At 59.3% G+C, this 25718-nt stretch carries 21 protein-coding genes; 4 read left to right on the top strand and 17 right to left on the bottom strand.

The window, feature by feature from the left end; genetic code table 11:
- Positions 1 to 5 precede the first annotated feature (5 nt).
- The 5 genes from V2B23_RS08330 to V2B23_RS08310 are packed head-to-tail and all read right to left on the bottom strand — an operon-like array spanning position 6 to position 5679.
- Positions 6 to 2204, bottom strand: a complete 2199-nt coding sequence (locus V2B23_RS08330) for an acyl-CoA dehydrogenase (protein WP_430949920.1) — start codon at positions 2202 to 2204, stop codon at positions 6 to 8.
- 4 nt (positions 2205 to 2208) lie between these two features.
- Positions 2209 to 3075 carry an SDR family oxidoreductase gene (locus V2B23_RS08325; protein WP_007735961.1) on the bottom strand — a complete coding sequence of 289 codons (867 nt, stop codon included), beginning with the start codon at positions 3073 to 3075 and terminating at the stop codon, positions 2209 to 2211.
- A gap of 41 nt (positions 3076 to 3116) precedes the next feature.
- Positions 3117 to 4007, bottom strand: a complete 891-nt coding sequence (locus V2B23_RS08320; RefSeq protein WP_430949919.1) for a MaoC/PaaZ C-terminal domain-containing protein — start codon at positions 4005 to 4007, stop codon at positions 3117 to 3119.
- A 7-nt stretch (positions 4008 to 4014) separates the two neighbouring features.
- On the bottom strand, positions 4015 to 4446 hold the full coding sequence (locus tag V2B23_RS08315) for a type II toxin-antitoxin system Rv0910 family toxin (protein ID WP_019746343.1): 432 nt from the start codon (positions 4444 to 4446) through the stop codon (positions 4015 to 4017).
- 42 nt (positions 4447 to 4488) lie between these two features.
- Positions 4489 to 5679 carry a lipid-transfer protein gene (locus V2B23_RS08310; RefSeq protein ID WP_003944135.1) on the bottom strand — a complete coding sequence of 397 codons (1191 nt, stop codon included), beginning with the start codon at positions 5677 to 5679 and terminating at the stop codon, positions 4489 to 4491.
- A 101-nt stretch (positions 5680 to 5780) separates the two neighbouring features.
- Between V2B23_RS08310 and V2B23_RS08305 the strand changes: the two genes are divergently transcribed.
- Positions 5781 to 6464: a TetR/AcrR family transcriptional regulator gene (locus tag V2B23_RS08305; RefSeq protein ID WP_430949918.1), complete on the top strand. Its 684-nt coding sequence runs from the start codon at positions 5781 to 5783 to the stop codon at positions 6462 to 6464.
- Positions 6461 to 7027 (top strand): GNAT family N-acetyltransferase, encoded by a 567-nt coding sequence (locus V2B23_RS08300; RefSeq protein WP_430949917.1) that lies wholly within the window; start codon positions 6461 to 6463, stop codon positions 7025 to 7027. The genes V2B23_RS08305 and V2B23_RS08300 overlap by 4 nt, the downstream gene beginning before the upstream one ends.
- Here the strand turns inward: V2B23_RS08300 and V2B23_RS08295 are convergent.
- From V2B23_RS08295 to V2B23_RS08260, 8 genes are all read right to left on the bottom strand, one after another.
- A complete protein-coding gene (locus tag V2B23_RS08295; RefSeq protein ID WP_430949916.1) occupies positions 6990 to 8093 on the bottom strand; it encodes an FAD-dependent monooxygenase in 1104 nt (367 codons plus the stop codon). The genes V2B23_RS08300 and V2B23_RS08295 overlap by 38 nt on opposite strands.
- A 3-nt stretch (positions 8094 to 8096) precedes the next feature.
- On the bottom strand, positions 8097 to 9554 hold the full coding sequence (locus tag V2B23_RS08290; RefSeq protein WP_430949915.1) for a DUF222 domain-containing protein: 1458 nt from the start codon (positions 9552 to 9554) through the stop codon (positions 8097 to 8099).
- Positions 9555 to 9608: 54 nt separating this feature from the next.
- A complete protein-coding gene (locus tag V2B23_RS08285; RefSeq protein WP_430949914.1) occupies positions 9609 to 13058 on the bottom strand; it encodes a DEAD/DEAH box helicase family protein in 3450 nt (1149 codons plus the stop codon).
- Between the two features lie 162 nt (positions 13059 to 13220).
- A complete protein-coding gene (locus V2B23_RS08280) occupies positions 13221 to 13700 on the bottom strand; it encodes an NADAR family protein (RefSeq protein WP_336870687.1) in 480 nt (159 codons plus the stop codon).
- Positions 13701 to 13709: 9 nt separating this feature from the next.
- Positions 13710 to 14369 carry a DUF6308 family protein gene (locus V2B23_RS08275; protein ID WP_430949913.1) on the bottom strand — a complete coding sequence of 220 codons (660 nt, stop codon included), beginning with the start codon at positions 14367 to 14369 and terminating at the stop codon, positions 13710 to 13712.
- Positions 14370 to 14372: 3 nt separating this feature from the next.
- Entirely contained in the window at positions 14373 to 16496 is a 2124-nt protein-coding gene (locus V2B23_RS08270) for a GmrSD restriction endonuclease domain-containing protein (protein ID WP_430949912.1), read from the bottom strand.
- A gap of 1 nt (position 16497) precedes the next feature.
- Positions 16498 to 17652: a restriction endonuclease subunit S gene (locus V2B23_RS08265; RefSeq protein WP_430949911.1), complete on the bottom strand. Its 1155-nt coding sequence runs from the start codon at positions 17650 to 17652 to the stop codon at positions 16498 to 16500.
- On the bottom strand, positions 17649 to 19193 hold the full coding sequence (locus V2B23_RS08260) for a type I restriction-modification system subunit M (protein ID WP_430949910.1): 1545 nt from the start codon (positions 19191 to 19193) through the stop codon (positions 17649 to 17651). The genes V2B23_RS08265 and V2B23_RS08260 overlap by 4 nt, the downstream gene beginning before the upstream one ends.
- Positions 19194 to 19434: 241 nt before the next feature.
- Here V2B23_RS08260 and V2B23_RS08255 point away from each other — a divergent pair, with 241 nt between their 5' ends.
- Positions 19435 to 20613, top strand: a complete 1179-nt coding sequence (locus V2B23_RS08255; protein ID WP_430949909.1) for a hypothetical protein — start codon at positions 19435 to 19437, stop codon at positions 20611 to 20613.
- Between the two features lie 43 nt (positions 20614 to 20656).
- Here V2B23_RS08255 and V2B23_RS08250 read toward each other — a convergent pair whose 3' ends face one another.
- Positions 20657 to 21247, bottom strand: coding sequence for a hypothetical protein (locus tag V2B23_RS08250; RefSeq protein ID WP_430949908.1), 591 nt, complete (start codon positions 21245 to 21247; stop codon positions 20657 to 20659).
- Between the two features lie 158 nt (positions 21248 to 21405).
- On the opposite strand from V2B23_RS08250, the gene V2B23_RS08245 reads away from it, so the two are divergent.
- Positions 21406 to 22173, top strand: coding sequence for an SDR family NAD(P)-dependent oxidoreductase (locus V2B23_RS08245; RefSeq protein ID WP_092805447.1), 768 nt, complete (start codon positions 21406 to 21408; stop codon positions 22171 to 22173).
- A 59-nt stretch (positions 22174 to 22232) separates the two neighbouring features.
- On the opposite strand, the gene V2B23_RS08240 is transcribed toward V2B23_RS08245, so the two are convergent.
- Genes V2B23_RS08240 through V2B23_RS08230 form a run of 3 tightly spaced genes read right to left on the bottom strand, consistent with a single transcriptional unit; the run spans position 22233 to position 25700 of the window.
- On the bottom strand, positions 22233 to 23003 hold the full coding sequence (locus V2B23_RS08240) for a hypothetical protein (RefSeq protein WP_430949907.1): 771 nt from the start codon (positions 23001 to 23003) through the stop codon (positions 22233 to 22235).
- A gap of 7 nt (positions 23004 to 23010) precedes the next feature.
- Complete coding sequence (locus tag V2B23_RS08235; protein WP_430949906.1) at positions 23011 to 25299, bottom strand: hypothetical protein; 2289 nt, start codon at positions 25297 to 25299, stop codon at positions 23011 to 23013.
- Positions 25296 to 25700: a hypothetical protein gene (locus tag V2B23_RS08230; RefSeq protein ID WP_430949905.1), complete on the bottom strand. Its 405-nt coding sequence runs from the start codon at positions 25698 to 25700 to the stop codon at positions 25296 to 25298. Before V2B23_RS08230 ends, V2B23_RS08235 begins: the two co-directional genes overlap by 4 nt.
- Positions 25701 to 25718: the final 18 nt, after the last annotated feature.

Here is a 25718-nt window from a genome sequence, read left to right as displayed (position 1 = left end):
TACCCTCAGTCTCGCGGCAATCCGAGCATGCGCTCACCGATCACGTTGAGCTGCACCTCGGTTGTCCCACCGTAAATGGTGGTGGCACGGCCCGAAATGAGCTGCTCCATCGCCTTGTCGCTTGGCTGACCTGGGATGCTGACCGCTCCAGCAGCACCCAGTTCGGCGACGACGAACTCGGCGATCGACTGGCTGATCTTCATCGCCAACAGCTTGCCGACACTCGACGTCGTACTCACGTCGATTCCCGAAAGTTGCTTGAGCACAACGCGGGAACCGATGAGGTCGATGGCTTGACTCTCGGCAACCAGCTCACCGACGCGGTAGCGTCCGATCGGGCTCAGGTCTGCTGACTTCGCGAACTTCAGTAGATCGGAGTCCGAGGCGTACGCCTCCATCTTCTGGCTCAGCGCGACGCGCTCGCCCGCCAGCGTCGTACGGGCGACGTTCCAGCCGTCGTTGACCTCGCCGACGACGTTTTCGTCGGGGATGAACACGTCGTCGAGGAAGACCTCGTTGAACAGCGCCGAACCCGTCATCTCGCGGAGCGGCCGGACGGTGATGCCCGGCGTCGACATGTCCAGGACGAAGTAAGTGATGCCCTGATGCTTCGGCTTGGTGGCGTCCGTACGGGCGATCAGCATTGCCCAGTCGGAGAACTGCGCAACCGTGGTCCAGATCTTCTGACCGGTGATCTTCCAACCGCCGTCGACCTTTTCGGCCTTCGTCGACAATGACGCAAGATCGGAACCCGCGCCTGGCTCACTGAAGAGCTGGCACCACACCAGCTCACCCTGCAGGGTCGGTACTGCCAGTTCTTGCTTCTGCTTGTCCGAACCATGCGCTACGACGGCCTGCACGGCCCAAGTTCCCATCAGGAGCTGCGGCATCGAGATACCCGCAGCCTTGATCTCCTGCGAGATGACGATCTGCTCGAGCGGAGCGGCGCTGCGCCCGTACGGCTTCGGCAGATGTGGCTGAACCCAGCCACCGTCGCCGAGCGCGATCAGCTGGTCGTCCTCGTCGAGATCAACCAACTTGGCAAGCTCGGCCGCGATGTCGCCGCGGATCTCTTCTGCCTCTGGCGGTAGTTCGAGAACCGAAGCTCGGCTGACACCGTCAAGTGCCTGCTGCGCAACACGGTTGGCACGATCCTCGCGGGTGCCGAGAATGCCGCGGATCGAGAGCGCGCGGCGGTAGTACAGGTGGGCGTCGTGCTCCCATGTGAATCCGATGCCGCCGTGGACCTGCACACAATCCTGCGCTACCTGCACTGCGGCGTCCGGCACGATGACTGCGGCGATATCGGCGGCAAAATCTGCCGTGTCGTCGCCCTTGTCCAATGCGCTTGCCGCATCCCACACAACGGCGCGTGCCTGCTCGAGCGCAATGCCCATCTGCGCGCACTTGTGCTTGACGCCCTGAAACTGGCCGATGGGTCGCCCGAACTGCACGCGGGTCTTGGCGTACTCCGACGCGGTGGACGCACACCAGGACATGACGCCGACGTCTTCGGCGCCGAGAACTACGGCGGCAATGGAGCGTACCTGCACCTCGGTGAGACCGTCGAGTATCCGTTCGGCGCTGATCTGAACATTGTCAGCTTCGATCCGCGCACTGCCGCGCAGCACGTCGATGCTGTCCTGCACGGTGATCGCGACTGCGCTGCTCTCGAGCACCGCGTAGCGGACACCCTCGGGCAACTGGACCGGGACCAGCAGCACGTCGGCGTGTTCACCACCGAGCACACCGTCGAGTGCGCCCGTGATCTTGTATCCGCCGTCCGACGACTCGGCCGTCAACGGTGCACCCAAGGCGACTGCTGCCGTACGACTTCCGTCGATCAGGCCGGGCAGGAACTCAGGTCCCGCCTTGGAATCAGCGGCGCCGAGAACGGCGCTTGCCAATACCGTCGGAACAAACGGGCCGGGAGAGACAGTGCGGCCCAATGCTTCCAGTGCCACCGCCAAGGTCAGCAGACCGGCGCCGTGACCACCCTGCTCTTCCGGAACCGCGAGCCCGAGAAGGTCCTGCCCAACGAGTGCCGGCCAGAACTGCGGGAACTTGTCCTCGGTCCTCGACTCCACGGCCGCGCGAACCTGCTCGGTGGTGATGGTGCGCTCGGCGAAGGACCGCACCGAATCTGCAAGCGCGGTGTGCTCCTCACTCAGCCCGAGACCGAGTTCGTATGCGTTGCGTGCCATGCGCTTACAGACGTTCTGCGAGGTCGGCGGTGGTCCAGGGACCCTCGCTCTCGATGGTGTTAACGCCGTGCCAGCCCGCGAGTTCCGTGATAGCCCCGCCTTGGACTGCGTACACCTTGCCGGTCAGCTTGCAGTCCGCTGCTGCAAGATAGGCCACCAACGGGGAGATGTTGGACGGCGCAAACGCGTCGAACTCACCCTCGGGGACCTCGGCGGCGAACAACGCGCCCATACCGGGTGTCGCCAGCGTCAGCCGAGTACGCGCGATCGGCGCAATAGCGTTGACACGCACGCCGTATCGATCGAGCTCGTCAGCGGCCACCAGAGTCAGGGCTGCGATGCCCGCCTTGGCGGCGCCGTAGTTGCCCTGGCCCGCGTTGGGCATGAAGGTACCCGAAGCCGAAGCCGTGTTGATGACCGAAGCGTTGACGGTCTCCCCTGCCTTGCTCTGGTCCTTCCAGTAGGCGGCAGCGTGGTGCAGCGTCGCCGCGTGCCCCTTGAGGTGCACGGCAATGACTGCATCCCACTGGCTCTCGTCCATACCCGCGATGAAGGCGTCACGAAGAATACCCGCGTTGTTGACCAGAACGTCGAGTCGGCCGAACTCACTGACGGCCTGCTTGACGAGGCCCTCGGCGCCGTCCCAGGTGGCGATGTTGTCGGTGTTGGCGACGGCTTTGCCGCCTGCAGCGACGATCTCGTCGACTACCTGCTGCGCGGGGCCGGCATCTGCGCCCGATCCGTCGTTTGCGCCGCCGAGATCGTTGACCACGACGCTCGCACCCTCACGAGCGAAGAGCAGCGCATGCTCACGGCCGATGCCGCGTCCTGCTCCGGTGATGATCGCTACGCGACCGTCGAGACTTCCCATCAGTTCAGATTCCCATCAGTTCAGTTGTCGGACATGAAGACTCATTTTTCGGCGATGACCGCGAGGCCGTCCTTGATGACGAGGTCACCGACCGCGCTGGTTTCGTACGAGTACGACGTGGCTCCGTCTGCCGAACCCGACTTGTGGAACACCGTCTCGATGTCCTGGGTCGGGAGTACGGGTTTCGCGAATCGCACTGCGAGACGGCGCAACCGCTCGGTCTCGCCGCCTGCCAGTTCGGTCAGGGCTCCCCACGACGTGAACGCCATCGTGCACAGTCCGTGGTTGATGATTCCGGGGAGACCGGACATCCGAGCGATCTCCTCGTCGAGGTGGATCGGCATCGGATCGCCGGAAGCCGGTGAATACCGGAATGTCTGGTCCTCGTCGATATGCTGGTTCACCACCGCTGCGGGACTACCAGCGCGAAGAGCGTCGTCGAATCGGTGTTCGGGAGCCTTCTCGCCTAGTCCGGGGCCCGCGTCGACCTTGCGGAAGAAGGCCGTCATCCACTGCTCGTTGACCAATTCACCCTTGTCGGTTTTGGTTTCGACGTAGATGACGACGGTGGATCCGTTGTCCCGGCCCTCGAATCCGATGGGCTTGGCACGAGCGACAAGGTGGTCACCGGGGTAGATCGGACGGTGGAACAGGAAGTCCTGCTCACCGTGAACGAGCTTCATCAGCAGTTCGACCGGCGCCACCGACAGCGCAGCGGGTGCCATCGACATGAAGACGGGTACCACCGCGAAGACCGGTGGAGCGATCTCGCCCTTCAGGTGTCGCTCGATGGGATCGTTGGTGGCAGCCGCATATTCGGCGATGCGCTCGGCTGTCACCTCGAAGTGCTCCGGATCGGTCCATACGTCCAGCCCGGACGTATCGAATTCGACCGCGTTGGTCTTCGGTGTTGTCGTCTTCGGTGTCGTCATTGAGCCGTTACCCGACCAGCTCGGCGAACTTGGCCAGCGAGGCCTCGAGATCAGCCTTGGCGTTCTTGGCAACTGCCTTGCCGATCGGCCCGACGATCATGGTGCCCTTGAAGCTGGCGTCGACGGTTGCCTTCGAACCCGCACCGTCGGCCTCGACCGAGAGAACGAATTCGACGGTGACGCCGGCCATTCCGGTACCGGCAATCTTGACCATCTTCGGAACCTCGACCTCTTCGACGGTCCACTCGATCTTGTTTGCCATACCCATCACGGAGACGACCTCGGTGAACTTGGCGCCCAACGCAACCTGGGTGGGGAGTTCACTCTTCCAGCCCTGGTGAATGGTGAGCCACTCTTCCCAGCGAGACAGGTCGGAGAGCGCATCCCAGGTCTTCTCGGGGGATGCGGGCAGTACAGCGGAGACGGAAACGGAAGCCATGATGAAACTCCTAGTGGGTAGCTGGCGGGTTGTGGGTGTGATTCAGCGTGCGTAGGGCTTGTATGCGGTCACGACAACTGCGCCGCCGAGTCCGATGTTGTGCTGGAGAGCGACCTTCGCGCCGTCGACCTGACGCTTGTCGGCGGTTCCGCGGAGCTGCCAGGTGAGTTCGGCGCACTGGGCAAGGCCGGTTGCGCCGAGGGGGTGGCCCTTGGAGATGAGGCCGCCGGACGGGTTGACCACCCAGCGTCCGCCGTAGGTGGTGTCGTCGGCGTCGACGAGCTTGCCGCCGTCACCTTCGGCGCACAGTCCGAGCGCCTCGTAGGTCAGCAACTCGTTGGTGGAGAAGCAGTCGTGGAGTTCGATGACGTCGACGTCGTCGGCGGTGATCCCGGCCTGCGCGTACACCTTCTCAGCGGCCTTACGAGTCATGTCCGCACCGACGAGACTGATCGCGCTCTTGTCCTCGAAGGTGCTGTTCATGTCGGTGACCATGGCCTGCCCGACGATCTCGATCGCCTGAGCAGCGAGCCCGTGCTTCTCGACGAATGCTTCGCTGGCGATGATCGCCGCGCCGGATCCGTCCGAGGTAGGCGAGCACTGGAGCTTGGTGAGCGGCCCGTGGATCTGACGTGCCTCGAGGATCTGTTCGAGGGTGTACTCGTCCTGGAACTGGGCGTACGGGTTGTTCAATGAGTGCTTGTGGTTCTTGACGGCGATCTTCGCGAACTGCTCTGCAGTGGTTCCGAAGCGTTCCATGTGCTCGACGCCGGCCGCGCCGAACATGTACGGAGCGGGCGGCATCGCGAACTCCTGCAGCTCGGCGAGAGCGAGGAGGTGCCGCATGAGTGGCTGTTCACGGTCGTCGTAGGTGGATCCGAGGGACCCGGACTGCATCTTCTCGAAGCCCAGCGCCAGTGCGCAGTCGGCCTGACCACTCTTGACTGCTTGCGTGGCGAGGTAGAGCGCGGTCGATCCCGTCGAACAGTTGTTGTTGACGTTGACGATGGGGATGCCCGTCAGACCCAGCTCGTAGACAGCCCGCTGACCTGCCGTGGACTCGCCGTAGACGTAGCCGACATATGCCTGCTCGACCTCGGAGTAGTCGATACCCGCGTCTTCGAGCGCCTTGGTGCCGGACTCGCGGGCCATGTCGGGGTAGTCCCACTCGCGGGCTCCCGGCTTCTCGAACTTCGTCATGCCGACGCCGACGACAAAAACCCTGTTGCTCATTGCCACTCCTGAAGAGACGGTATCTGTGTGTGACACGCTGTCCCACCAAAGTATGTGAGACATCTTGTCCAGTCAATGGCGGGGTGAGTATCGTTCGGTTCATGACGAATACAGCCGAGTCGGCGCAGCCCGACGGGCGCAGCACTCGCTGGAACGATCACAAGGAACTGCGCAAAGCCCGCATCCTCGACGCCGCCCTCGACGCAGTCAATGAAGGCGGCGCCGACGTCGGCGTCCAGCAGATCGCCGAGCGCGCCCACGTCCCCCGTTCAGTGGTGTACCGGATCTTCAAGGATCGAGCCGACCTCGACGAGCAGCTGCGGGTCCGCATCCTCGACATGATGATGAGCGAGCTGACGCCTACCCTTACCCCGCAGGGCACAGTCGGCGAGACCATCTCACGGGCCGTCGACACCTACCTTCGTTGGATCGTGAAATTCCCTCGACTGCATCACTTTCTGGGCAAGGGTTCACCGAGCACGCGGGCAACCGGCTCGAAAGTGGTGACGGGAACCAAGACGGCCATCGCCGTTCAGTTGGGGAATCTGTTGGGCGCGATCCTTACCAGCCGCGGCAAACAGTCGAAGATGGCGGAGCCCTTGGCTTTCGGCGTGATCGGCTTGGTCGACGTCAGCGTCAACCGTTGGCTCAGCCAACCAGGTTCCGACGTGACCAGCGCAGAATTGGCCGAATTCCTCGAACGCTCCATCTGGCAGGTTCTCGACGGCAATCTCCGGAGCATCGGCGTCGACATAACGCTGTCGACCCCGATCGCCGACCTGTGACAGTCACCGAACTACCCTGGACACTCGACGGACGCGGACTTCAACTGATCCACGTCCCATCACCAGTCCTAAACGCATTGGGTGACGATGACGCCACTCTCGCAATGGAACTCGCCCCCGAAATCCTGACCCCGTATCTCCTCGGCGAAGAATGCCAGGGCTTGTGGCGCTACCGGAGCAAGCAGATAGCAGAGAACCCGCACGACAGCGCTTGGATCACCCGCATCGCGGTCGACACTCGGACGTCGACGCCGGTGGGGTTGGCCGGATTTCACGGCCGCCCCGACGCGCGTGGGATGGTCGAGATGGGATATCGCATCGACCCGGCGTTTCGACGACAGGGCTACGCACGAACCGCCCTCGAGATACTTCTCGACGTCGCGAGTCGCGAATCCGACGTACACGTCGTTCGCGCGACCATCAGCCCGGACAATGCCGCATCTCGAAACCTGATCAGCCAGTACAATTTTTGCGAAGTCGGTGAGCAGTGGGACGAAGAAGACGGTCTGGAAACCATCTTCGAAGTCAGTGTCTCTCGATCGGCCGAGGCCGCCAGCGATTGATCACACCGAATACCGACAAGGTAAGAATGTCGGGAGTCAACCGCACGGCAACATCACGCACCGCCGCCAGCGGGCGACTCTCCGGCATCACGACGGTTGACATGTGCCGCGAAATCCATTGAACACCTAGAACTCTACGACGCCGAGCCTTTGTGTAGCCAGCGAGATCGTGCGCATAGGCAGCAAGAGTAACGGCGTCCTCGATCGCCAAAGCGGCACCTAGCCCGAGGTGGGGGCGCATGGCATGAGCGGCATCTCCGATCAACGCAATTTTACCGCGTGTCAACAACTTCGGGGTCCGAATCTCGAGCAACTCGTTCTCGATGATGCGAGCCGGAACAGCGTTCGCGACCAGTTGCGACACCGGTTCGGGCCAGTCGGCAAAATGCGCGAGACTCTCGACGCCGCGTTGCGCACCCGCGAAGGCGTAGGTGCGGTTGCCCGCCAATGGGAGAATCCCGAACTCCCCTCGAACCCCCCACACCTGCCCGACAAAATTCAGCGGTGGACCATCGACGATCCAGCGCCAAGCTGACACTCCGGTATGTACCACGGTTCCCTCGCCGGGCCAGAGCTGCTGTCGCACAACACTGTGTACACCGTCCGCGGCAACGACAAGGTCGTATCGAGCGGTATCACCGTCGGTGACGATCTCGCCGCGGCCGTGATCCCTGCAGCCCGCACCCGTCACCCTGGTTCCGGTGCGTAGACATTCGGCGGGGAGGGCGCGAACCAACACCTCGATCAGATCGGCGCGGTGGATTGTCACCAGATCGCGTCCGCCGGCGAGGTCACCAATTCTGCGCGTCACCAGATTTTGCCCGCGCAGATTCCTGATCGCGCCCGAACTGTACGGAAGGGAGTTAGCCCTGACCTGTTCGCCTACACCGATTTCGTCCAACGCTGCCAGCGCGTTGGGAAACAACACGACGGCGGCGCCTACCTCCGTGAACTCGGACGCACGCTCGTACACGGTGACATCCCAGCCTGCTTTGCGGAGCGCGATGGCAGCCGTCAGCCCGCCAATTCCCCCGCCGACGATTCCAGCGCATTGTCCCTCCGGCACAGGTCAGATCCTCTCCGGAACTGTGACAGCCGTCAACCCGCTGGTGTTGTCGGTCCAGTAGATGGCTCGATCCTCCAGCATTACCGGCGTCCACAACCTGTATGTCTTCACCTGATGGTGATGACGACACAGGCATTGGAGGTTGCTCGCAATGGTCCACCCACCACGTCTCGGATCGGATGGATCAAATTCGGTGACGTGGTCGAGTTGGCACCTGTTCGCGGGCACCGAACAGCCAGGGAATCGGCAGTGCCCGTCGACAGCCCGTACCAATGCGGCCAGTGCCGCTCCCGGAGCGTAGGTCAGCGCGCCGGGAGGTGGATCGGGCTGGGCGCCATGCCCATCCGATCTTCGAACTATGTCCGGTGCGTTCGCAACCATCAGTTGCATTGCCCGAATCCGATCTCCGCAGCCGTTCGGTTCGCGGCCCGGGCGATCAGGCCGGGTGACAGGCGGAAGGACAGCCGGAGCATGTTGCCGGCGCGGTCGATTTCCGGCGGCCTGGGCGCGGAAATCTACGAACAAAGCCTGCCAGGTGGAATCAGCAGCAAGCTCGCGAGCAAAATCAGGATCGATCGGTCCGTACCCGTCGATGCTCGCGGGATCTGACGTCAATCCGAGGAGCGTCGCCAGATCACACACGATGTGCAACAACGGCTTCCGACGTGAGAATGTAGTTGATTGGGCTGCCGTGGATGCAGCCTCGCACGTTTCGCTGCCACACTGGCACAGTAGCCCGTTCTCGCCGTGCAGGAGAGCGACCAGCGCATCGGCCCTACGGGTCGAGACATTTCGCGGATCGTTGGTGCAGACACTTCCGGCGGCCTCGTTGATCAGGCCGAGCGCTTCGACGGCCTCGCTGGCGCTGAGTGTTGCCTGCAACTGCGCGAGGCCGTGACGGTCGGCACGCGTACGAACATCGCGGTGCTCCAGCATCTTCCGGCGACGTTCGGCAGCAGCATCCGGATCGTAGGCAAAGAGCTGACGTTCGATGTCGCGCTCGAGTTGCCCGGGAGGAAGACGGTGCGCCGAGGCCAGTACCCGGCGCTCGAGTGCTGCGATCGCCTCGGGGTCGGCCCCGGCGAGTCCGTCGACAATCTTGCGCACACGCGCATAGTCCAGCTCGCCGGCGGCGAATGCGGCCTTGGTGAGCGGAAGGAACTCGCGTAGGGCGTCACCGATCTCGATGTGGACTTCGGCAGTACGACGTGAGCAAGTGAGCATGACCGCAATCTCGTTGCATGCAATCCGCCACGCCTTGTCGACATCACCGGACGCGTCAAGTTCGGCATTGAATCTCGACTCCGACAACATGGATGCGCCGAGCACCTTCTGCGCGGCAAGCATGTTCTCACTCTGCGCCGTTGCAAAGAGCATGTCCGGCAGCACGAGTGGATCGACGACAGGACGGCCTTCATCGACGGATGTGCCCACACCGCCCGTCGATCCACTATCGAACATACATTCGACAATAGACCCACCCGCCGACAACTGCCATACGAATTGGCAGGCCTTCTACGCTGTTACCGCCTCGGCCGAATCATTGATACTTCGGAGCACTTCAACCAAACGCAGCGATTTGCCCGTTTCGAAGACCTGCCCGGGGCCCTGCGGTGCGCCGTCCGTGAAGGGCGCCTCGAACAACAGAGCCGGATCCATGGTTCCGTGCTTGGTCACGTGTGCGATCACGAGATGCACGAAGTCGATCTGGTTGGCTGTAGCCGTACGCCCGTCAAGGAATTCCGAGAACGCCTCGGTTGCCGCCTGCTGGTCCAGTCCCACCAGGGATCGTATGAACCTGCCGAGCCCCTTGGCGTTTTCCGCCGCGCGCTTGAAATCTTCGGGTTCGCCTGCGCCACTGCGAGCCAACAGCTCTTCCAGTGATTCAAGGTCAGCTTGGGTCAACGCCTTGTTCGTGCGCAACTTTCGCAGAGCCAAGTTCTCTGGCTGTCGACGCAAATAGTCCTTCACCTTGGCCCTGAAGCGCTCGACATCAGTTCCGGAATGCAAGGTCGGCATATCGATTTCGACGACGTCACCAAGGGTGTCCTTGAAATCGGTGTAGACGATCACCGCTTTCTTCTTTTCAAGCAGACGCACGATCGACCGTAGTTCCCGTCGAGCTTCCTCGAGCATCTGCAACGTGACGTCTTCCCACCACTCGTCGCTCGCAACCTCGCGGAGCAGTTCTTCTTTCGCCTTCACCTGGGGAATGCTCAGTCCCTGGTCCAACAGTCCGTCAGCAATGCTTCGGATGGGGTCTTGATACTTGGGCAGCGTGCCGTCGTTGTTCACCACAGCCAATTGGGCACGTAAGACCATCAGGTCGAACCGTTTTGCCATCTCGTCACTGTCGCGAACTTCTGTCGGCAAACCAGCCAAGTTGTCGACGATCTCCGCTGCTTTTTGTTCGGTCAGCGACTCCCACTCGTCTCGATTGGCATACTTCTCGACATGTCGGCGCTTGGAGCGGACGATGAAATTGTCGAGCCGCATTCCAACTACAGATCTGTGCAGCATGTCCGCGACTTCGACGCGCAGATCGTTGCCGGCTCCGTACTTACCAAGAGCAAAAACCAGATCCGTTCGGGTGCTGAACAATCGCTGCGACAGTGAGACTGTCGCAGCCCCATCCGCCGCATCCGGATGTGCGTTGAAATAGTCGAAGTTTCCACAGACATCGAAAATGAAGAAGTTTTCCTTGTCCTGGCCCGGGCCGTAAAGATTTTCGCGAAGACGCGTACCTCGACCCACCATCTGCCAAAACTTCGCCTTCGATCGAACAGGTTTGAAGAACACGAGATTCACGACGTCGGGCACGTCAATTCCGGTATCGAGCATGTCCACCGAAATGGCGATGTGAGGTTCCTGGTCAGGCATCGAGAACTTGTCGATCAGGTCTTGGCTGAACGTCACCTGATGGGTGATCACGCGAGCAAACGAACCCTTGAACGTCGGATAGTTGGCGTCGAACCGTTCGGAGATGAAGTCTGCATGACGCTGGTTCTTCGCGAAGATGATCGTCTTACCCAACCTATCGCCGCCGGCGACATGATGGCCATGTTTCATCAGCGTCTCGAGAACCTTGTCGACCGTGTCGATATTGAAGAGCCACTTGTTGACTGCCTCAGCCTGCACCGCGTCGAGGATCTCGCCATCGTCGACATCGTCACCCCAGTCGATACCTTCCCAGCGTTTTTTCTCCTCTTCAGAAAGGTCCGCGTATTTGATCCCCAGCGAGGGGAACTTCAAAGGCACGGGTACAGCTCGCGGCGGTACGAGATACTTCTCTTCAATTGCCTGCTCGAGGCTGTAGTCGTCGGTCGGCACCCCATCTTCGAGCTTGAACAGTGCGTAGGTGTTGTGATCGACGTCGGACTTGGGTGTTGCTGTCAAACCGAGCAGATACGAATCGAAATAGGAAAAGATCTGACCGTATTTCTGGTAAACCGACCGATGGGCCTCGTCAATCACCACGAGGTCGAAGTACCCTGGTCCGAACCGTCGCACACCACCGTTCACCTCGTTGATGAGGCCCATCATCGTCGGATAGGTAGAGACGTAGACCCGACCCTCGGTATTCTTGTCTGTCAACAGATTTACCGGTGACGAGTCCGGCAGATGAGTCTTGAACGCGTTGACTGCCTGCTTGACCAGTGCTTTGCGGTCGGCAAGGAACAAGATGCGCTTCGCCCAATTGGCACGCATCATCATGTCCGACAGCGCCACTACCGTGCGCGTCTTACCGGAGCCAGTCGCCATGACCAACAACGCAGCTCGTTGTTTGTCGTTCTCGAAATGCTCCGCCACTCTCCTGATCGCCTGTTCCTGATAGAGACGTCCCGCGATCTCCTTGGGAACAGCGATGCCAGCAAGCAACTTTCGTGACGTGCGCCGTTGAATGATCAGATCCAACTCGTCACGCGTGTGAAATCCTTCGATCGGTCGGGGCGTCGAGTCATGATCGTCCCAGAAGTAGTGATCGAAACCGTTGGTGTAGTAAATGATCGGGCGCTGTCCGTACATCTTTTGAAGGCAATCGGCATACAACACTGCCTGCTGCTTACCTACGTTCGCGTCCCTCGATGCCCTCTTCGCTTCGACAACAGCCAGTGGCAATCCGTCTTTGCCCCAAAGCACGTAGTCGACGTATCCCTTCTTTCCGTCAGGCATTCCGTCGACGGGAAATTCGAGGTTCCGCGGTTCGTCAAGCAACCAACCGGATTCACGAAGCAGCAGATTGATTATCTCGGAACGGGTTTGGGCTTCGTTGTAATTGTGAGTATCGGGAATGATCGCAGAAGCCGATTGCGCTGCAGCAACCTCTGCTTTAAGTTGCTCGACCAACTGCTCGAGAGTCGCAACCGCGATCTCACTGGATTTCTGCTCGACATCACGGGCAGCAAGCTGCGCAGCTAAATTCTGCTTCTCGGCTTCGGACTGCTCCAGAAGGGCGTCCTTGGCCTCCATTGCTTCTTCGAGCGACTTCAGCTGTGCGACGGTCTTGGCCACCGCTGCAGGTCCACCACTCGGTTTCGGCAGCAACTGCGGGTTGAATTGCAACTGCGGTGACGGCTTACTCGACGACTGCGTGGCATATTTCCGTGCAAGCCACGACAAGATGTGGAACATCTCGTCAAGTACTTTCCGCCCGACATCCTCAGGAATCGGCCGCGCTTCGTGCACTGCGGTGTTACCGAGTTTGCGAATGAGGTTCATCTTGGACTGAAGGGAATGACCGATAATCGTCACAAATGCGGGATCATGGAGCCTCGCCGCCAGATCGTCCTTGTAAGGCACCGACAAGGATTCCATCTGGTAGATCCATTTGACGGTGATCTCGACCGTCCGCCGTGCATAGAAACAGGTGGTCCTGGCATCGAAGAGTGCGTCTCGTTCTGCTTTCCGAGCCTCTGCATGCAGCTGAGGCCATTCAGCATGTAGGAAATCAAAGTTTCCGACCATTGGACTTACACCCTTCTACCGATACATAACCTGCGCTGATCTTTACACAGTCCAGGTGCTCGATACCGAACCGACAGACGTTAGTAGCACCCTCCGACAGGTTTAAGCGAGGCTCGGACGCCGAGGGTCTCTGGTCCAGAGTCCGCGCGAAACACACCCTCCCTATTCGACCATTCTCATCCTCACCGCCATGAGAATGACACCGAGTGCATTCCCACCTGGAACGTCTCGATGCCGCGAACAGCTACAGCTTCCCCAGATTTGGTCGTGCCAGACATTGCCTTCGACGATCAGCGAGCCTCCGGTGCTACGAAGGCGATCTGCCAGATCGGGGTTATGTCTGAACTTTGACGTGACGACAGATTCCATCACGCGAAACTTCGAAGCTTCCCAGCCTTCAACGAGCGTGGCGCTGCGGCCGATTTTCTTTGCCTCGGAAGGATCATCGGTGGCGAGGATCGCACGGATCACCGTTGGATCACTCGACTTCGCCGCAGCGTAGGCATGCTCACTCGAGGGAAAGAGCTGACCACGGTGCTGCGTCGGCGCGGGATACAGATTCGACATGTATTCGTGCTCACCGACAAAGGCGTTGATAATCGGTATCGGCAACGCTCCCAACTGCCACGTGCGTTGCTCCATCAGGTCTCCTTACGAGGTGATCGGCTTGTATCCCTTGCCCTGCATCCAAGCAAGCACGTCCAGGATTCGAACAGTCGGCACGTCTTCGCCCAAGCCGGCCCGATCGCGCAAATCAAGCAACCGATGATGAAGTTCGCCATTGCGCGCGTGCAGAGATTGTCGCACCGGTTCCAGGTGGGCTGCTTTGGTCTCGAGCACCCGGCCTACTACGTCGTCGTAAATCGGGTACAGCCGAGGACGTTTGCGCGCAATAAGTTTCGAGGCGATCGTTCGGCCAACCCCATGAATTTCTCGCAGCGCTGTTTCCAGGCGCCACACCGCTGAATCCAATGTCATCTCTTCGGATTCACTCGCAAGGTCACGATCCGGACCGACTTCGACGAGCAAGGCGTTCAACTCGTCGTTCTTCTCTCCGAGCAAGATCAAGGCTCCCTGCCCAGGCACCTTGACCGACAGGAGTGTCACCGCGACAAGATCTTCCGCGGTGAATCGGTCGACGTCCTCGAGACGGTGCCCGCTCGGATCCCAAGAATCCCACAACGCTCCGGTTCGCAAATAGCCCGTCTTCTGGACCTTGCGAGTGAAGTACTCCCGCAGCACGTCTACGGCGCCGTCGTCGTCACCGTCGCTCAGAACACGCGGAAGGCGGATCAGATATTCCTCAGACATAGTTCACTCCACATCCAGCTGCCTGTCGAAAGCCTGTCGAATCAGTCCCAACGCATACGGCAATTCGTCGTATGAGGCCAGGAGGAAACGGGTTTCGCCTGTACCCCAACGGCTGATGTCACTGACATCTGCACAGATTTCACGTGGATCATCGAGTTCTTCGTAAGGAACATGTAGTTGGATACGCAATCCACCCGCCTGCGGAACGAGATCCATGAACGTGCCGTTAGCTGCGAAATCGATGTGCACCTTGCGGTACTCAATCGCTATCGTCGAATCCAGAGCCCGCAATTCCCTTACCAGCGCGTCATACATCTCACGGATGCGCTGGGATCTCAGATGCTCAAAGTTGTCTACGCCGCACTCCGGTCCGGACGTAAGCGCATCTACTGCAACACCTTCCGGCATACTCGGACGAGACCAGACCTCCACTGCCCGCTGCGCTAATTCAGTTCCCCGGTCCATGATTGCCAGTTCATCCCAAACCACAAGATCCCGCAAACTCTTGTTCAGCCGAAGCGGGCTGTCCCGAAAGCCACCCTTGATATCACGCTTCTCTGAAAACGGTCGATCGCTGTACTCCGAGTTGTAACCGGTCAGAGTCAGATTTCCCAGGGAATGCAACCACTCCCCTTGCACCCGCTCCCATTCAACTCCGAGCGATTCGCGCCACGCAGGCGACAGGTCCGGGTTCTGCGGCAGGATGTGCTCGATTGTGTACTGTCCAACCTGAGCAGGTTCTTTTGTCGCCCAATTCTCCAATCTACGAAGGAGATACAAGCGGCGTTTGAAATTGTACGCATCGAAGCGGTGCAGGGCCGCGGCGAACGTCTCGTCATTCGGAAATTTTTTGTACGTCCCGAGGCTGAGAAGATTTACCGCAAGACTGTCGAGGTAGTTCGACTTGTCGATCGTCTTCGCTAAGCTCTGGAATGTGAGCTTCAACGAGTTGGTGGGGATTCCGCATACGGCTCGACGGAACACGTAGGATTCCAACATTCGAATGACCTCAACGAAATCATCGCGACTGATTACGCAGTCTTCGTAGTCATTGTAAAACTCGAGCAGGGCAGGGTAGGCCGTGTCTGCCTTGAGTTCATTGAAGTCGGCGAACGCATCTCGCAGCGTCGCATCCCTTTCCCTACCGAGTGCGATCCTGCAGTAGTAGCCGGCATGATCTCGTAGCCCACTGAGCACCTTGTGTAGGTGCTCAGGGGCGTTGATATCTCCGTCTGATCCCGCAAGATTCCGAGAGTGCTTCTTGAACGCCTCGTAAACTTCGTCGCGCTTCGGCGTCACTCCCGTTTTCATCGTGAGGTAGTTGCGGACAAAGGCATCGAATTGGGTTGCGTACGCCGACTGGCCGAATCCCAACTCCATTGGACGCCAATATTTTTCGTATAGATCTCGTTGCAGTCGGTTTGGTGCACCCATCAGCACGTAGTTCCGAATTAAGTCCGCTTGGCTGAGTTCCTTGCCAGTCGAGTTCATCGACTCGAAGATCAACTGCGGATTCTCCTGATCGCGTGCAAGCGCGATGTCGACAACCATCAGTTTCGCCAGTCCCTGACATACGACGGCGAGGTCTCCACCCTGCCGAACGTAGTCCTGAATGGCTTGACAGAACCACTCGTGGTTCGCCGTGACCAGCAGTGAATGGTCTTCTGGGCGAGGACGATTGTCAAGCAGAGCGATGAGAGTAGATCGATCCGTCTGAGTGAGAAGCAGCTTGTACCGGCGATCGTCGTCCTCGTCATCATTGATGAGGAAGCGTTTGTGCAGCTTCGTGGGTGAATATCCGTCGAGCGGTTGCTGTTCCGACGCGGGCAGCTTGGCTAGTTCCGAAGCAAGCGCATGGATCAGTAGCGTTACAGACGTCAACCGTTGCTGACCATCGATCACCAAGAGTGGTTCTTGGCTCGTCAGGTTTGATTGCCCCTTGCTGATATGAACGATCGAGCCAATGAAGTGCGCCCCGACGCGATCGCTGCCACCTGCGCGCACAACGTCATCCCACAGAGTTTTGCACTGCTGCACCGTCCACGAGTAGGTGCGCTGATAAATAGGGATCTCGAACTGCACTCCCGTTCGCAGGAAGTCCATCAAGGTTGTTTCGGAAGCTTTCATGTCAGAGTTCTCCCCGGAATGCGCGGGACTGTAGAGCACCGAAGAGCATATTTAGCTCGTCCTGGGCAGTTTGCTGTTGGTACCTGAGCTGATCAACGCCGAGAATTCTTCGAACAAAAACCTCCTGAGCGGCCATAGGAGGAAGTGGAACCTCAGTCGCCTCAAGCTGTTTGATGTTCAGGGTCGGTTGCGCAACAGTTCGAAGTTCGCTTGTAAAGTAATTTCGGACGGCTGGTGTCGACAGGTAGGTCGCTAGGAAGATCCGGTGGACACGCTCTCCCACCCTGATACGTGCAACAGCACGAGCAATATTGAAACCTTTCTCCCGCACTGACGCGAGAGCGACTACTCCTATCGAACCCACACAGCTCACTAAGATTTCGTCCCCAACTAGCCGCGACCGCCGATGGCGCACATCAACCTCAGGAGCCACCGTGCGAAGACGTTGGATATCGAATTGGCCGCCATCAAGGTCACCGGCGCGGATGAGTGGTACACCGCCCTCGCTTTCCTCACCAGGCTGAACGACGCCGTAGTTGATCTTGTCGCCGTCCCGTACCAATTCCGACAAACGAACGATATCCCATCCTTCTGGATTCGTTGTTGGCTCACCGAACATGTCGACGAAGATCGCCTGAGTCAGCTCCTCCAACTGGGCGAGGGCTGCGCGGCGCCTGGCGCGGAGGGCATCGACATGGTCGAGAATTGCTGCGATCCGCCGCTGCTCGGAGAGGGGAGGGAGGAGAATTTCCGTAGCGAGAAACTGCCCCCGATTGACATGCTTCATCGTGGCACCATGAAGGTGCCCCTCCATAGAGCCGAGTGCCATAACCAGACCGTGCCGAAGGTAACCTTTGTCGACAACCTCAGGAAAAGGCACTACACGAAAGATGTGCTGGTTAACGACCGCTATATCGGGCTCTCTCCATTCGTAGACACCCAATGATGCCGACCAGGAGACCAAAAGATCGCCGCGCCCCACGTGATATTTACCCGCGACTTCACGCTCAGTTCGGTTATACGACTTCGTCGGATCATTGAGATTCTGAATTCGGACAATTCGCCTGCCTGTCGCGGACCAATCATCTGGTTTGAACGCCACACCGTTGATGAACTCAGCCATATCTCCCAAAGCGACCATCGGCCAGGTGCTCACTCCGCACCGCCTGCAAGCATTTCGCGGAGTTGAGCCATACCGTCGGCAATTTCCTTCTCGAGCCGATCCAGATCATCCAAGATGGCTGCAGGAGAACGGTGCTCGATCTCTTCGTGGACTATCTCTTTGTACCGATTCAAGGAGAGGTCGTACGCCTGAGCCACGATGTCAGCTTTTGGCACGCAGAATGACTGCTCCGTACGCGGGCGGGCAATCTCATGCGAATCGCGAAGACTCCAGCGATGCAACACATCCGGCAGGTTATTTTTCGCATGCTCATCACCGGAGACCGTTGCGAGTACGCCCAATTTTTCCTCGTCGAGCAACGGATTCCGCTTGTCGTCGAGCGAGTATCCGTCGGACTGAACGTCGTAGAACCAGACGTTATCGGTTCCCCCAGAATCAGTTTTGGTGAAGAACAGAATCGCAGTGGAAACACCGGCATACGGCTTGAACACACCGGAGGGCAGTTTGACCACTGCATCGAGTTTGTGGTTCTCAACCAAAATCTTCCGAAGTTCCTTGTGCGCCTTCGAGCTTCCAAACATCACGCCGTCAGGCACGATGACGGCAGCGCGACCACCGGGCTTGAGGAGGCGCAGGAAGAGAGCCAGGAACAGCAGTTCCGTCTTCTTGGTCTTGACGATCTGCTGCAAGTCCTTTGCAGTGTTCTCGTAATCCAGCGAGCCCGCGAACGGCGGATTAGCAAGGATCAGCGAATACGCTCCGGCATCACCGGTATTGGCTTCCGCCAACGAATCTCGGTATCGAACATCGGGCTGCTCGACGCCGTGGAGCATCATGTTCATCGAGCCGATTCGAAGCATGGTGTTGTCGAAGTCGAAGCCGTGGAACATGTCGTGGTGGTACTGCTCGTGGCCTGCCCCGGAGTTGATCGAGTCGGCGTGGTTGGCGCGCATGTACTCCGACGCCCCGACCAAGAAGCCGCAGGTACCCGAGGCAGGATCGACAATGCGATCGCCCGGCTTCGGCTCCATCATCTCGACCATCAGCTGGATGATGTGGCGAGGAGTACGGAACTGACCGTTCTGACCGGCACTCGCAATCTTGGAGAGCAGGTACTCGTAGATGTCGCCCTTGGTATCCAAATTTTCCATGGGAACACCGTCAAGGCGGTCGATTACGCGCTGGAGCATCCCTGCATTGGGGATTGTGAGTCGCGCATCCTTCATGAAGTGCGCGTAGGTGGAATCCTCGCCACGAATGTTCTTGATAAAGGGAAAAACGCGCTGATCGACCACTGCGAAGGCCTCATCGGCGGACATGTTCTTGATCCGCGACCAACGCAACTCGTCGTAGTCACGCCCTTCGTCGTCGGTTCCGATCGGAAAAGGGTTTCCTTCCACAGGGCGGCCGAGCATGTTGGCTTTACTGAGCGCAAGCGTCTGCTCGTCGTCGAGACGCCTGATGAACAGCAGATACGTGATCTGTTCCATCACCTCGAGGGGATTGGATATGCCGCCCGTCCAGAAGGCATCCCAAACCGCGTCAACCTTGCTTTTGACCTCACCAGTAATCACGTGTGCTGCTACCACCTTGTTCTGCGTAACGGTAGACACAGTCAACTGTGCCCCCGGCTGCCGCTGCAACATTGCAGAGTACCGCGCTCACTGTTATGCAGCCTGGTCGGCGCTACCAAAGACCGGCAGGTTGGCACGAATCAACAAACCTGTCGGTGACGCATGTCAGTCTGTTCGGCTCTCGACAACGCGGGGGCCAGAAGTTGGATCAACTTCTGTTCTCACTATCGAGGGGGACACTATGAGTACCAATTCCGACGAGTTCGAGGACGCCATCGCGCGAAAAGTTTCATCCGGAACGAGTGCGTTCTGGCGACAGGTTGCCGCGCAGTTGGCACGCGGGCTGGTCGTGTACGCGGTAGTTGCGTTGATGATGCAGCTGGGCGTCTGGATGTTCTCGCTCAGCGAATCCGATCCGTCAGAAATCAGCGTTGCGATGAGCATGGAACCGTCCATGGGTGGAGGCCTCCTCGGAATTCTGGTTGGTATCGTGACTGTTCTGCATGTAGCCGCATGGGGAGCAGAACTGTTGAGTACCAACGATATTGTCGGCCAAATTCGCAAACGCTACTTAGCCACCACCGGGATCGCCATGGGGCAGCTCGCCACCTTCATCGGCATGTCGGTCCTTCTCAATGGCGCACCTGAAAGGATCGAATTCAGTGGCATCGCGGTCGCAATGTTGTCGGTCGGTGTTGTGATCATTTCCTCTGACCTGTATCACCTCCTCGGCAAGGATGCGCCTGTTCAGCGTCGGCTGCCTGCGGCCGAGCGAAGTGCAAACATCGAGAGTCTCACGGTAGTGGCGGACCTATGGCGACCCAGCGCGACAATGACTTCCGCTACTCGTAGGTTGCATGTCACCCTTGACGTGTGCGCGATCGGCGCCGCCGCGACTCTGCCGGCGATTCTCCATTTCCTGTATCTCGGAGTGGTCAATCATCGAGAGATCAACTGGGCGTCGACTATTGGCGGCGTGGTCCTCGCGGCGGGGTTCCTGACAACACTCGCGCTGTACACGATCTTCGTCTCGACCCGCTTGTTCCTCGGCCGAGATTTCGGTACCGCCGTCTTCATCGTCGTCATGGGAACCCTGTCGTACCTCATCGCCATCTTGACCTTCACGATCGCCATACTTGAAGCGTGGCCGAATTACTCAATCGTTGTCGCGCGCATTCTGGTCGGCACCATCGCACTGTTCCTGCCGGCTGTGCTGGTGGGCTGGGGATTGAGTCGAGAGCATGCACGCTGGATTCCCGGATCCACCCTCCGAAGCGCGATGCACGCCAGCTTGGTCCGGAAGATCGAATCACTGCAGAGAATTCAGTCCGGAACGGAAACGCCGACGGCACGGCCCGGAGTCTGGACTCGCTTCGTCCGGTGGGTTGATCGCGTGACGGGAGTCCCAGAGACCAACTGATCCCACTGATCAGGTGGATTCGGTATGTGCCGAATCCACCTGATCAACCATGGTCGAGCGACCTTTCCAATACGTACTTGGCAAATCCAGCGTTGTGATACTGCCGGAATGGGCCCTTGCCCTTGGCAACAAGATGCTCGGCGAGTGGACGAACCGTCGTCACGTCGACGGGCAGTTGAGCAAACTGCTCCAACGCATCCGAGTCCTCGAGACTGCAGTCGATCACGGTCCCGTCGCCGTCGGCCGACGCCAATTCCGTGCGTCTGATGGCGACCAGATCGTGCTTGGAATCGAGTTCTTCGATGCTGCAACCGGTTCGCGATTCCAGTGCCGAACTGGACAGGTACACGGACATCACGTGCTCGATCGGCTCACCGCCGACGAGATGGCACTCGACGCTCAGAATCTCCATCGGACCGATGTTGAGTGTGAACAACCGATGGCGCTCCGCCGATCGGTTGGTCGACGGCAGGCAACTGATCGTCCACTGTTCGATCTCGACGGCGGCCGGAGCGTCGAACGCGTAGGAGAGAACCTCGGCAATCAACTCGGCAAGATCTTCGAAGAGCGGGTCGCGCTGCAACCGCTCGAAATTCTCGACAGAAGCGGCGGGACGCACAGGCGCCTTGCTCACGCAGGTCCCCTCTCGTCCGGTGCTTTGCTCTCAGACCTCGCGTCCAAGGTACCCAGCCCTACGCGGGTCTCGCGCGTTCGCCCTCACATACACCCTCGCGTTATGGTTCTCGACACGCACCACCGCCTTACCGATCGCTAACTCGAGGAGCACACGAAGTGGAAATCAAGGGAACCGCAGCACTGGTCACCGGAGCGGCATCAGGCCTCGGCGCCGCAACAGCCAAGCGCCTCGCCGACGCCGGCGCTACCGTCTTCGGCCTGGATCTGCCCGCGTCGATCGAGCGCGCAGGCGACAACGTCCCCGCCGGCGTCACCCTCATCCCCACCGATGTGACCAGCGGCGAAGAGGTCGAAGCTGCCATCAACCAGATCGTCGAATCCGGCTCTCCGCTGCGAATCGTCGTCAACTGCGCCGGCGTCGGCTGGGCCGGACGCATCCTGTCCAAGAACGGCCCGCATGACCTCGAGCTTTTCCGCACGGTCATCACCGTCAACCTGCTCGGCACCTTCAACGTCATGCGCCTGGCGGCCGACGCCATCTCCAAGACCGAGGCTGTCGACGAGTCGGGCCAGCGCGGCGTTGTCATCAACACCGCTTCCGTTGCCGCCTTCGAAGGCCAGATCGGACAGATCGCCTACTCCGCATCCAAGGGCGGCGTACACGGCATGACGGTTCCGGCTGCCCGCGACCTCGCTCAGTTCGGCATCCGCGTCAACACGATCGCTCCCGGCATCATCGACACCCCGATGCTCGCCGGCGTCACCGACGAGTACCGCAAGGGCCTCGAAGCCGGCGTTCCGTTCCCGTCGCGTCTGGGCCAGCCGTCCGAGTACGCGCAGCTCGCTCAGATGATCGTCGAGCACGACTACCTCAACGGCGAGACCATCCGCATGGATGGCGCACTCCGCATGACACCGCGGTAGGTCGTCCTTGCCTTGTGCGCCTTTGCCAACCGACCGCGGTTGACAAAGGCGCACAAGGGCTATGCCCCTTTGCCATGACCGATCCACTCCGGGTACTGCACAGCCAACGGCATAGTCGGCATGACATACCCGGGAGGCGGCAGAACGGCTCTACTCCCTTGGGTGTCCAGGGTGAACGTCGGGAACTCCTGTTTCCACCAGTCGATACAGCCCTGCGAGATCGCGTTGCTCAGAATCGACGTGTAGCCCGTGATTTTCCAGTTCCCGAAAACATTCCAGACTGGTGTGCGTTGGGCACGAGGATCATGACCTTCCACATCAGTGTCTATGATTCCCGGCTTGCCTGGAAGTTCGGCGGTATTCGCCAAGGTTATCTGTGCAGAATCAGAAAGCACCATCGAACTATCAGATTTTCTCGGCTCCTGATACAGCCGGTAGCTACATACTGTCGCCGACACCGAATTCGAACTATCCGAGTAATCGATTATATGTCGAAACCACGTGTATACGTTTCCGTCGTTCGCTCTCCCATCGGTATGGAAACGAGGATTAGCGGGAGAAATCTTGCTATCGATATCACGAACCGCATCGAGGTAGCCAGGATAGGCGTATTCCATCCCGGCAGCGTATGCGCTATCAACGGATTCCTTAGTCGCACGAATCAACTCGGCGCCGCGGCCGAACAGATCGATACCAGGGTCAGCAGACCACACAGTCGTAAAGGGCAATGGTGAAACCGTCGCTACATCGGGAGAAACCGCAGGTGAGCCGCCGCCGCTTCCACACGCTTGAATAGAGACCACACAGACCAGGGCTACGGTCGCCGGCACCACTCGCCTACTGAGCATGGAATGTCACCTCGTCATAACTTTCCTGCATTCTCGAACCATGTCTATCGGTTGGATCACCAAACTTCGAAAAAATCGTGTCGATGTCGCCCAACTTTTCTGTATTGCTCCCTACTTCATCCAGAAGGCCATCCCAGGACATCAAGGTTCCGTCAGGATTGAATGCCCACTTGAATTCATTCTTGAGTTCAGGTGACAATTCTGGTGCCGCATTCAGAATATTATGCGCCTGCCGAGCTGAATCGAAACCCGCAAGTTCAGCCGTATCAGGCCCTGAAGGCTGGGCACCGATTATCGACTCCTTCAACGGATCTCCTCCGGCACCGATCATAGTGTTGATGTAATCTCCGCCAGGTAAGTTTCCGATTCCCAGCGTTCCGAGACTCATCAAGGCACCATATGCATTGTTCTTGCGCGCATATATTTCGGCTGCCTGGGTCGCCTTGTCGTCGTAACCATCCTGGGTGCCGAGAAGCAATCCGACATCCGTCAGTCCGGTAAGTCTTCCTGCAGTATCCAGTTTGTTGACTGCACTCCCCTCTGTGGGGTTCAGCGCATACTCACCCTGCTTCGCGAGCATCTCTTGATACGCCGCCCGAGTAAAGTTCGTGCCAGCGGTTTCATCGGTATTCATCAGAGCGAACACGTTTGCCGAACCACTGAAGTGATGCTTTCCGTCCGGATCAGCCCATCCAACAGTTTCGAAACCCGGAAGATTCTCAGAAACTGCCCCGGCCAAATGGGACACATAGGGACTCATACTGTTCGAAACTGTCTGCAACAGATCGGGATTGAGCTGACCAGTCGACTGGCCCTCGGCTTCGGGAACATTGGACAACAACTTCCACGCGTCGTCGGTACTGACCGCTTCCCCAACAGCTGACATGATGCTGCCGGCACGAGTTGCCGTGGCCACATCGTTGGGATCATCCGGATTCTCCACTGTGGCATCACCATCCGGGAAATCGAAGAGCGTCGACGCAGCTTTACCGCCGTCAGTCCAGTTGTGGGACAGCACATCCTTCACGAAGTCGCTGCCGGTATCTGGATTGTTGACAGCGGCATCGACGGCAATTTTGTCATCTCCCACAGCGGCGAAGATCGGCTCGGTGATCGCCACGTCCTGGGTACCACGCCCGTCGACCATGAAGTACTCGAACTTGTGTTCCGGGTTCTGTTCATGAGCGACCTGCGCATCCAGATATTTCTGCCCCACGTCGAGAAGCGCACTATCGAGGGCACTGCCGCTCTTGTACTGATCCTCGCCCATCGAAACGATGTCGGCGATCGCCTGATTGTCGGCAACTCCGTTGAGTGCGATGCTGGGAAGGCCGGATCCGCCGACTACTTCAAAGCTGTTTACCACCAAGTCGTCCCGAGTCAGGGATTCTCGCATCTTGTCGGGTAGAAGGTTCAGACCGCCCTTGGTCGGAACGTCCGGATCACCCTCGACCGACGCGCTGACGTTCTCGTTGGACAGTATCTGCAGCGAGTTTGCGACCGCAGCCTGCGCACCGGGCGGCAACTTCGAGAGCAGGTCTTCGATCTCCTGGGGCGATTTCCCATCCAGTGATCTTCCCAGTTGATTGAGGTACTCCATCTGCGACGCGGAAATTGTCGCAGTTTCACCCCGCTCCAACGCCGTAGCCTGTTCCGGTGTCAGGTGGCCGGTTTCCGTGATCCGCTGCAATTGTTCCGGCGTCATCGACGCCGGATGCGTTGCCAGAGCATCAGAATCACTCTTACCCTGCTCCCCACCCGAGGTAGCTGCGGATACGAATGTCACACGTAGTCCGTCACGAGCGCCGGCCAGCGAGCTTCGCACCGTGTTGTCCGCATTCTCGGTGGCATTTGCAGCGTCGGTAAGTTCACGTTGCCGTTCGACCATCAGGGCAATACGGGCGGCGTCCGGTTCGGTCGCGGTGTCCGAGAGCAGAAGCGCGTCCGAGACCACAAATCTATCCGCTTCTGCTGCAAGAACAGCCATTCGGGCCCGCTGCAAGGGAGCGTCGATCTCGTGAAAGCCTTGCTGTGCGGTTTTTGCCAGAGCTTCGAGAGCATCGACAACCTCGCCGGCAGTCTTCCTGTCTGCGGCGGCCCTGTCCTGAGCCGCTTCTGCGGTCTTCCCTTCCCAGTAAGCACCGTGCACGGTGGTAACACTGCTGAGGTACCGGGAAAACAGATCTTCCGCCTTGCTGCCCAAGGCAATCCAGGCGTCGGCAATGGCGGTGAGCGACGCTGGATCCCACGACTCGATCTGTGCACGCGTCGGGGTCATGCGGTGGGTTCCTGGGCGACCCAGGCGCCTGTGGCGTCGGTGTACGTGGTGGCAAGTTCGGCAGCAGACTGCTCGTCACGACTGCGGAACTTTTCGGCGACGTTGATCATGATGTCGCCGGTCTCGCCCAACCGTTCCTGCAATGAGGGAACCAGCACACCCTCGACAAGCTCGTGCGAGATCGCTGACGCTTCGAGAAAAGAGGTCAGCACCGTATTTGCAGGCGCAATAGGGGGATTCCCGAGCAAGGGCCCAGGCGCCATGGGGACAAACATGCCACCAGTGGCCGGAGGAGCACCGGCCGACGGCCCCACGCTCAGCCGACCAGCTTCATCCGCGAGCCCGTGCAGCACCGCGCCCAAGCTTTTCAATTCAGCGATATCGGCCGCAAACGTACCCACGATCCCCCCTGGACGTAC

Source organism: Rhodococcus sp. 24CO, from assembly GCF_050586165.1.
Lineage (GTDB): Bacteria > Actinomycetota > Actinomycetes > Mycobacteriales > Mycobacteriaceae > Rhodococcus_F.
The sequence above is the reverse complement of the archived record's forward strand: the minus strand, read 5'-3'. Positions and strand labels throughout refer to the sequence as shown.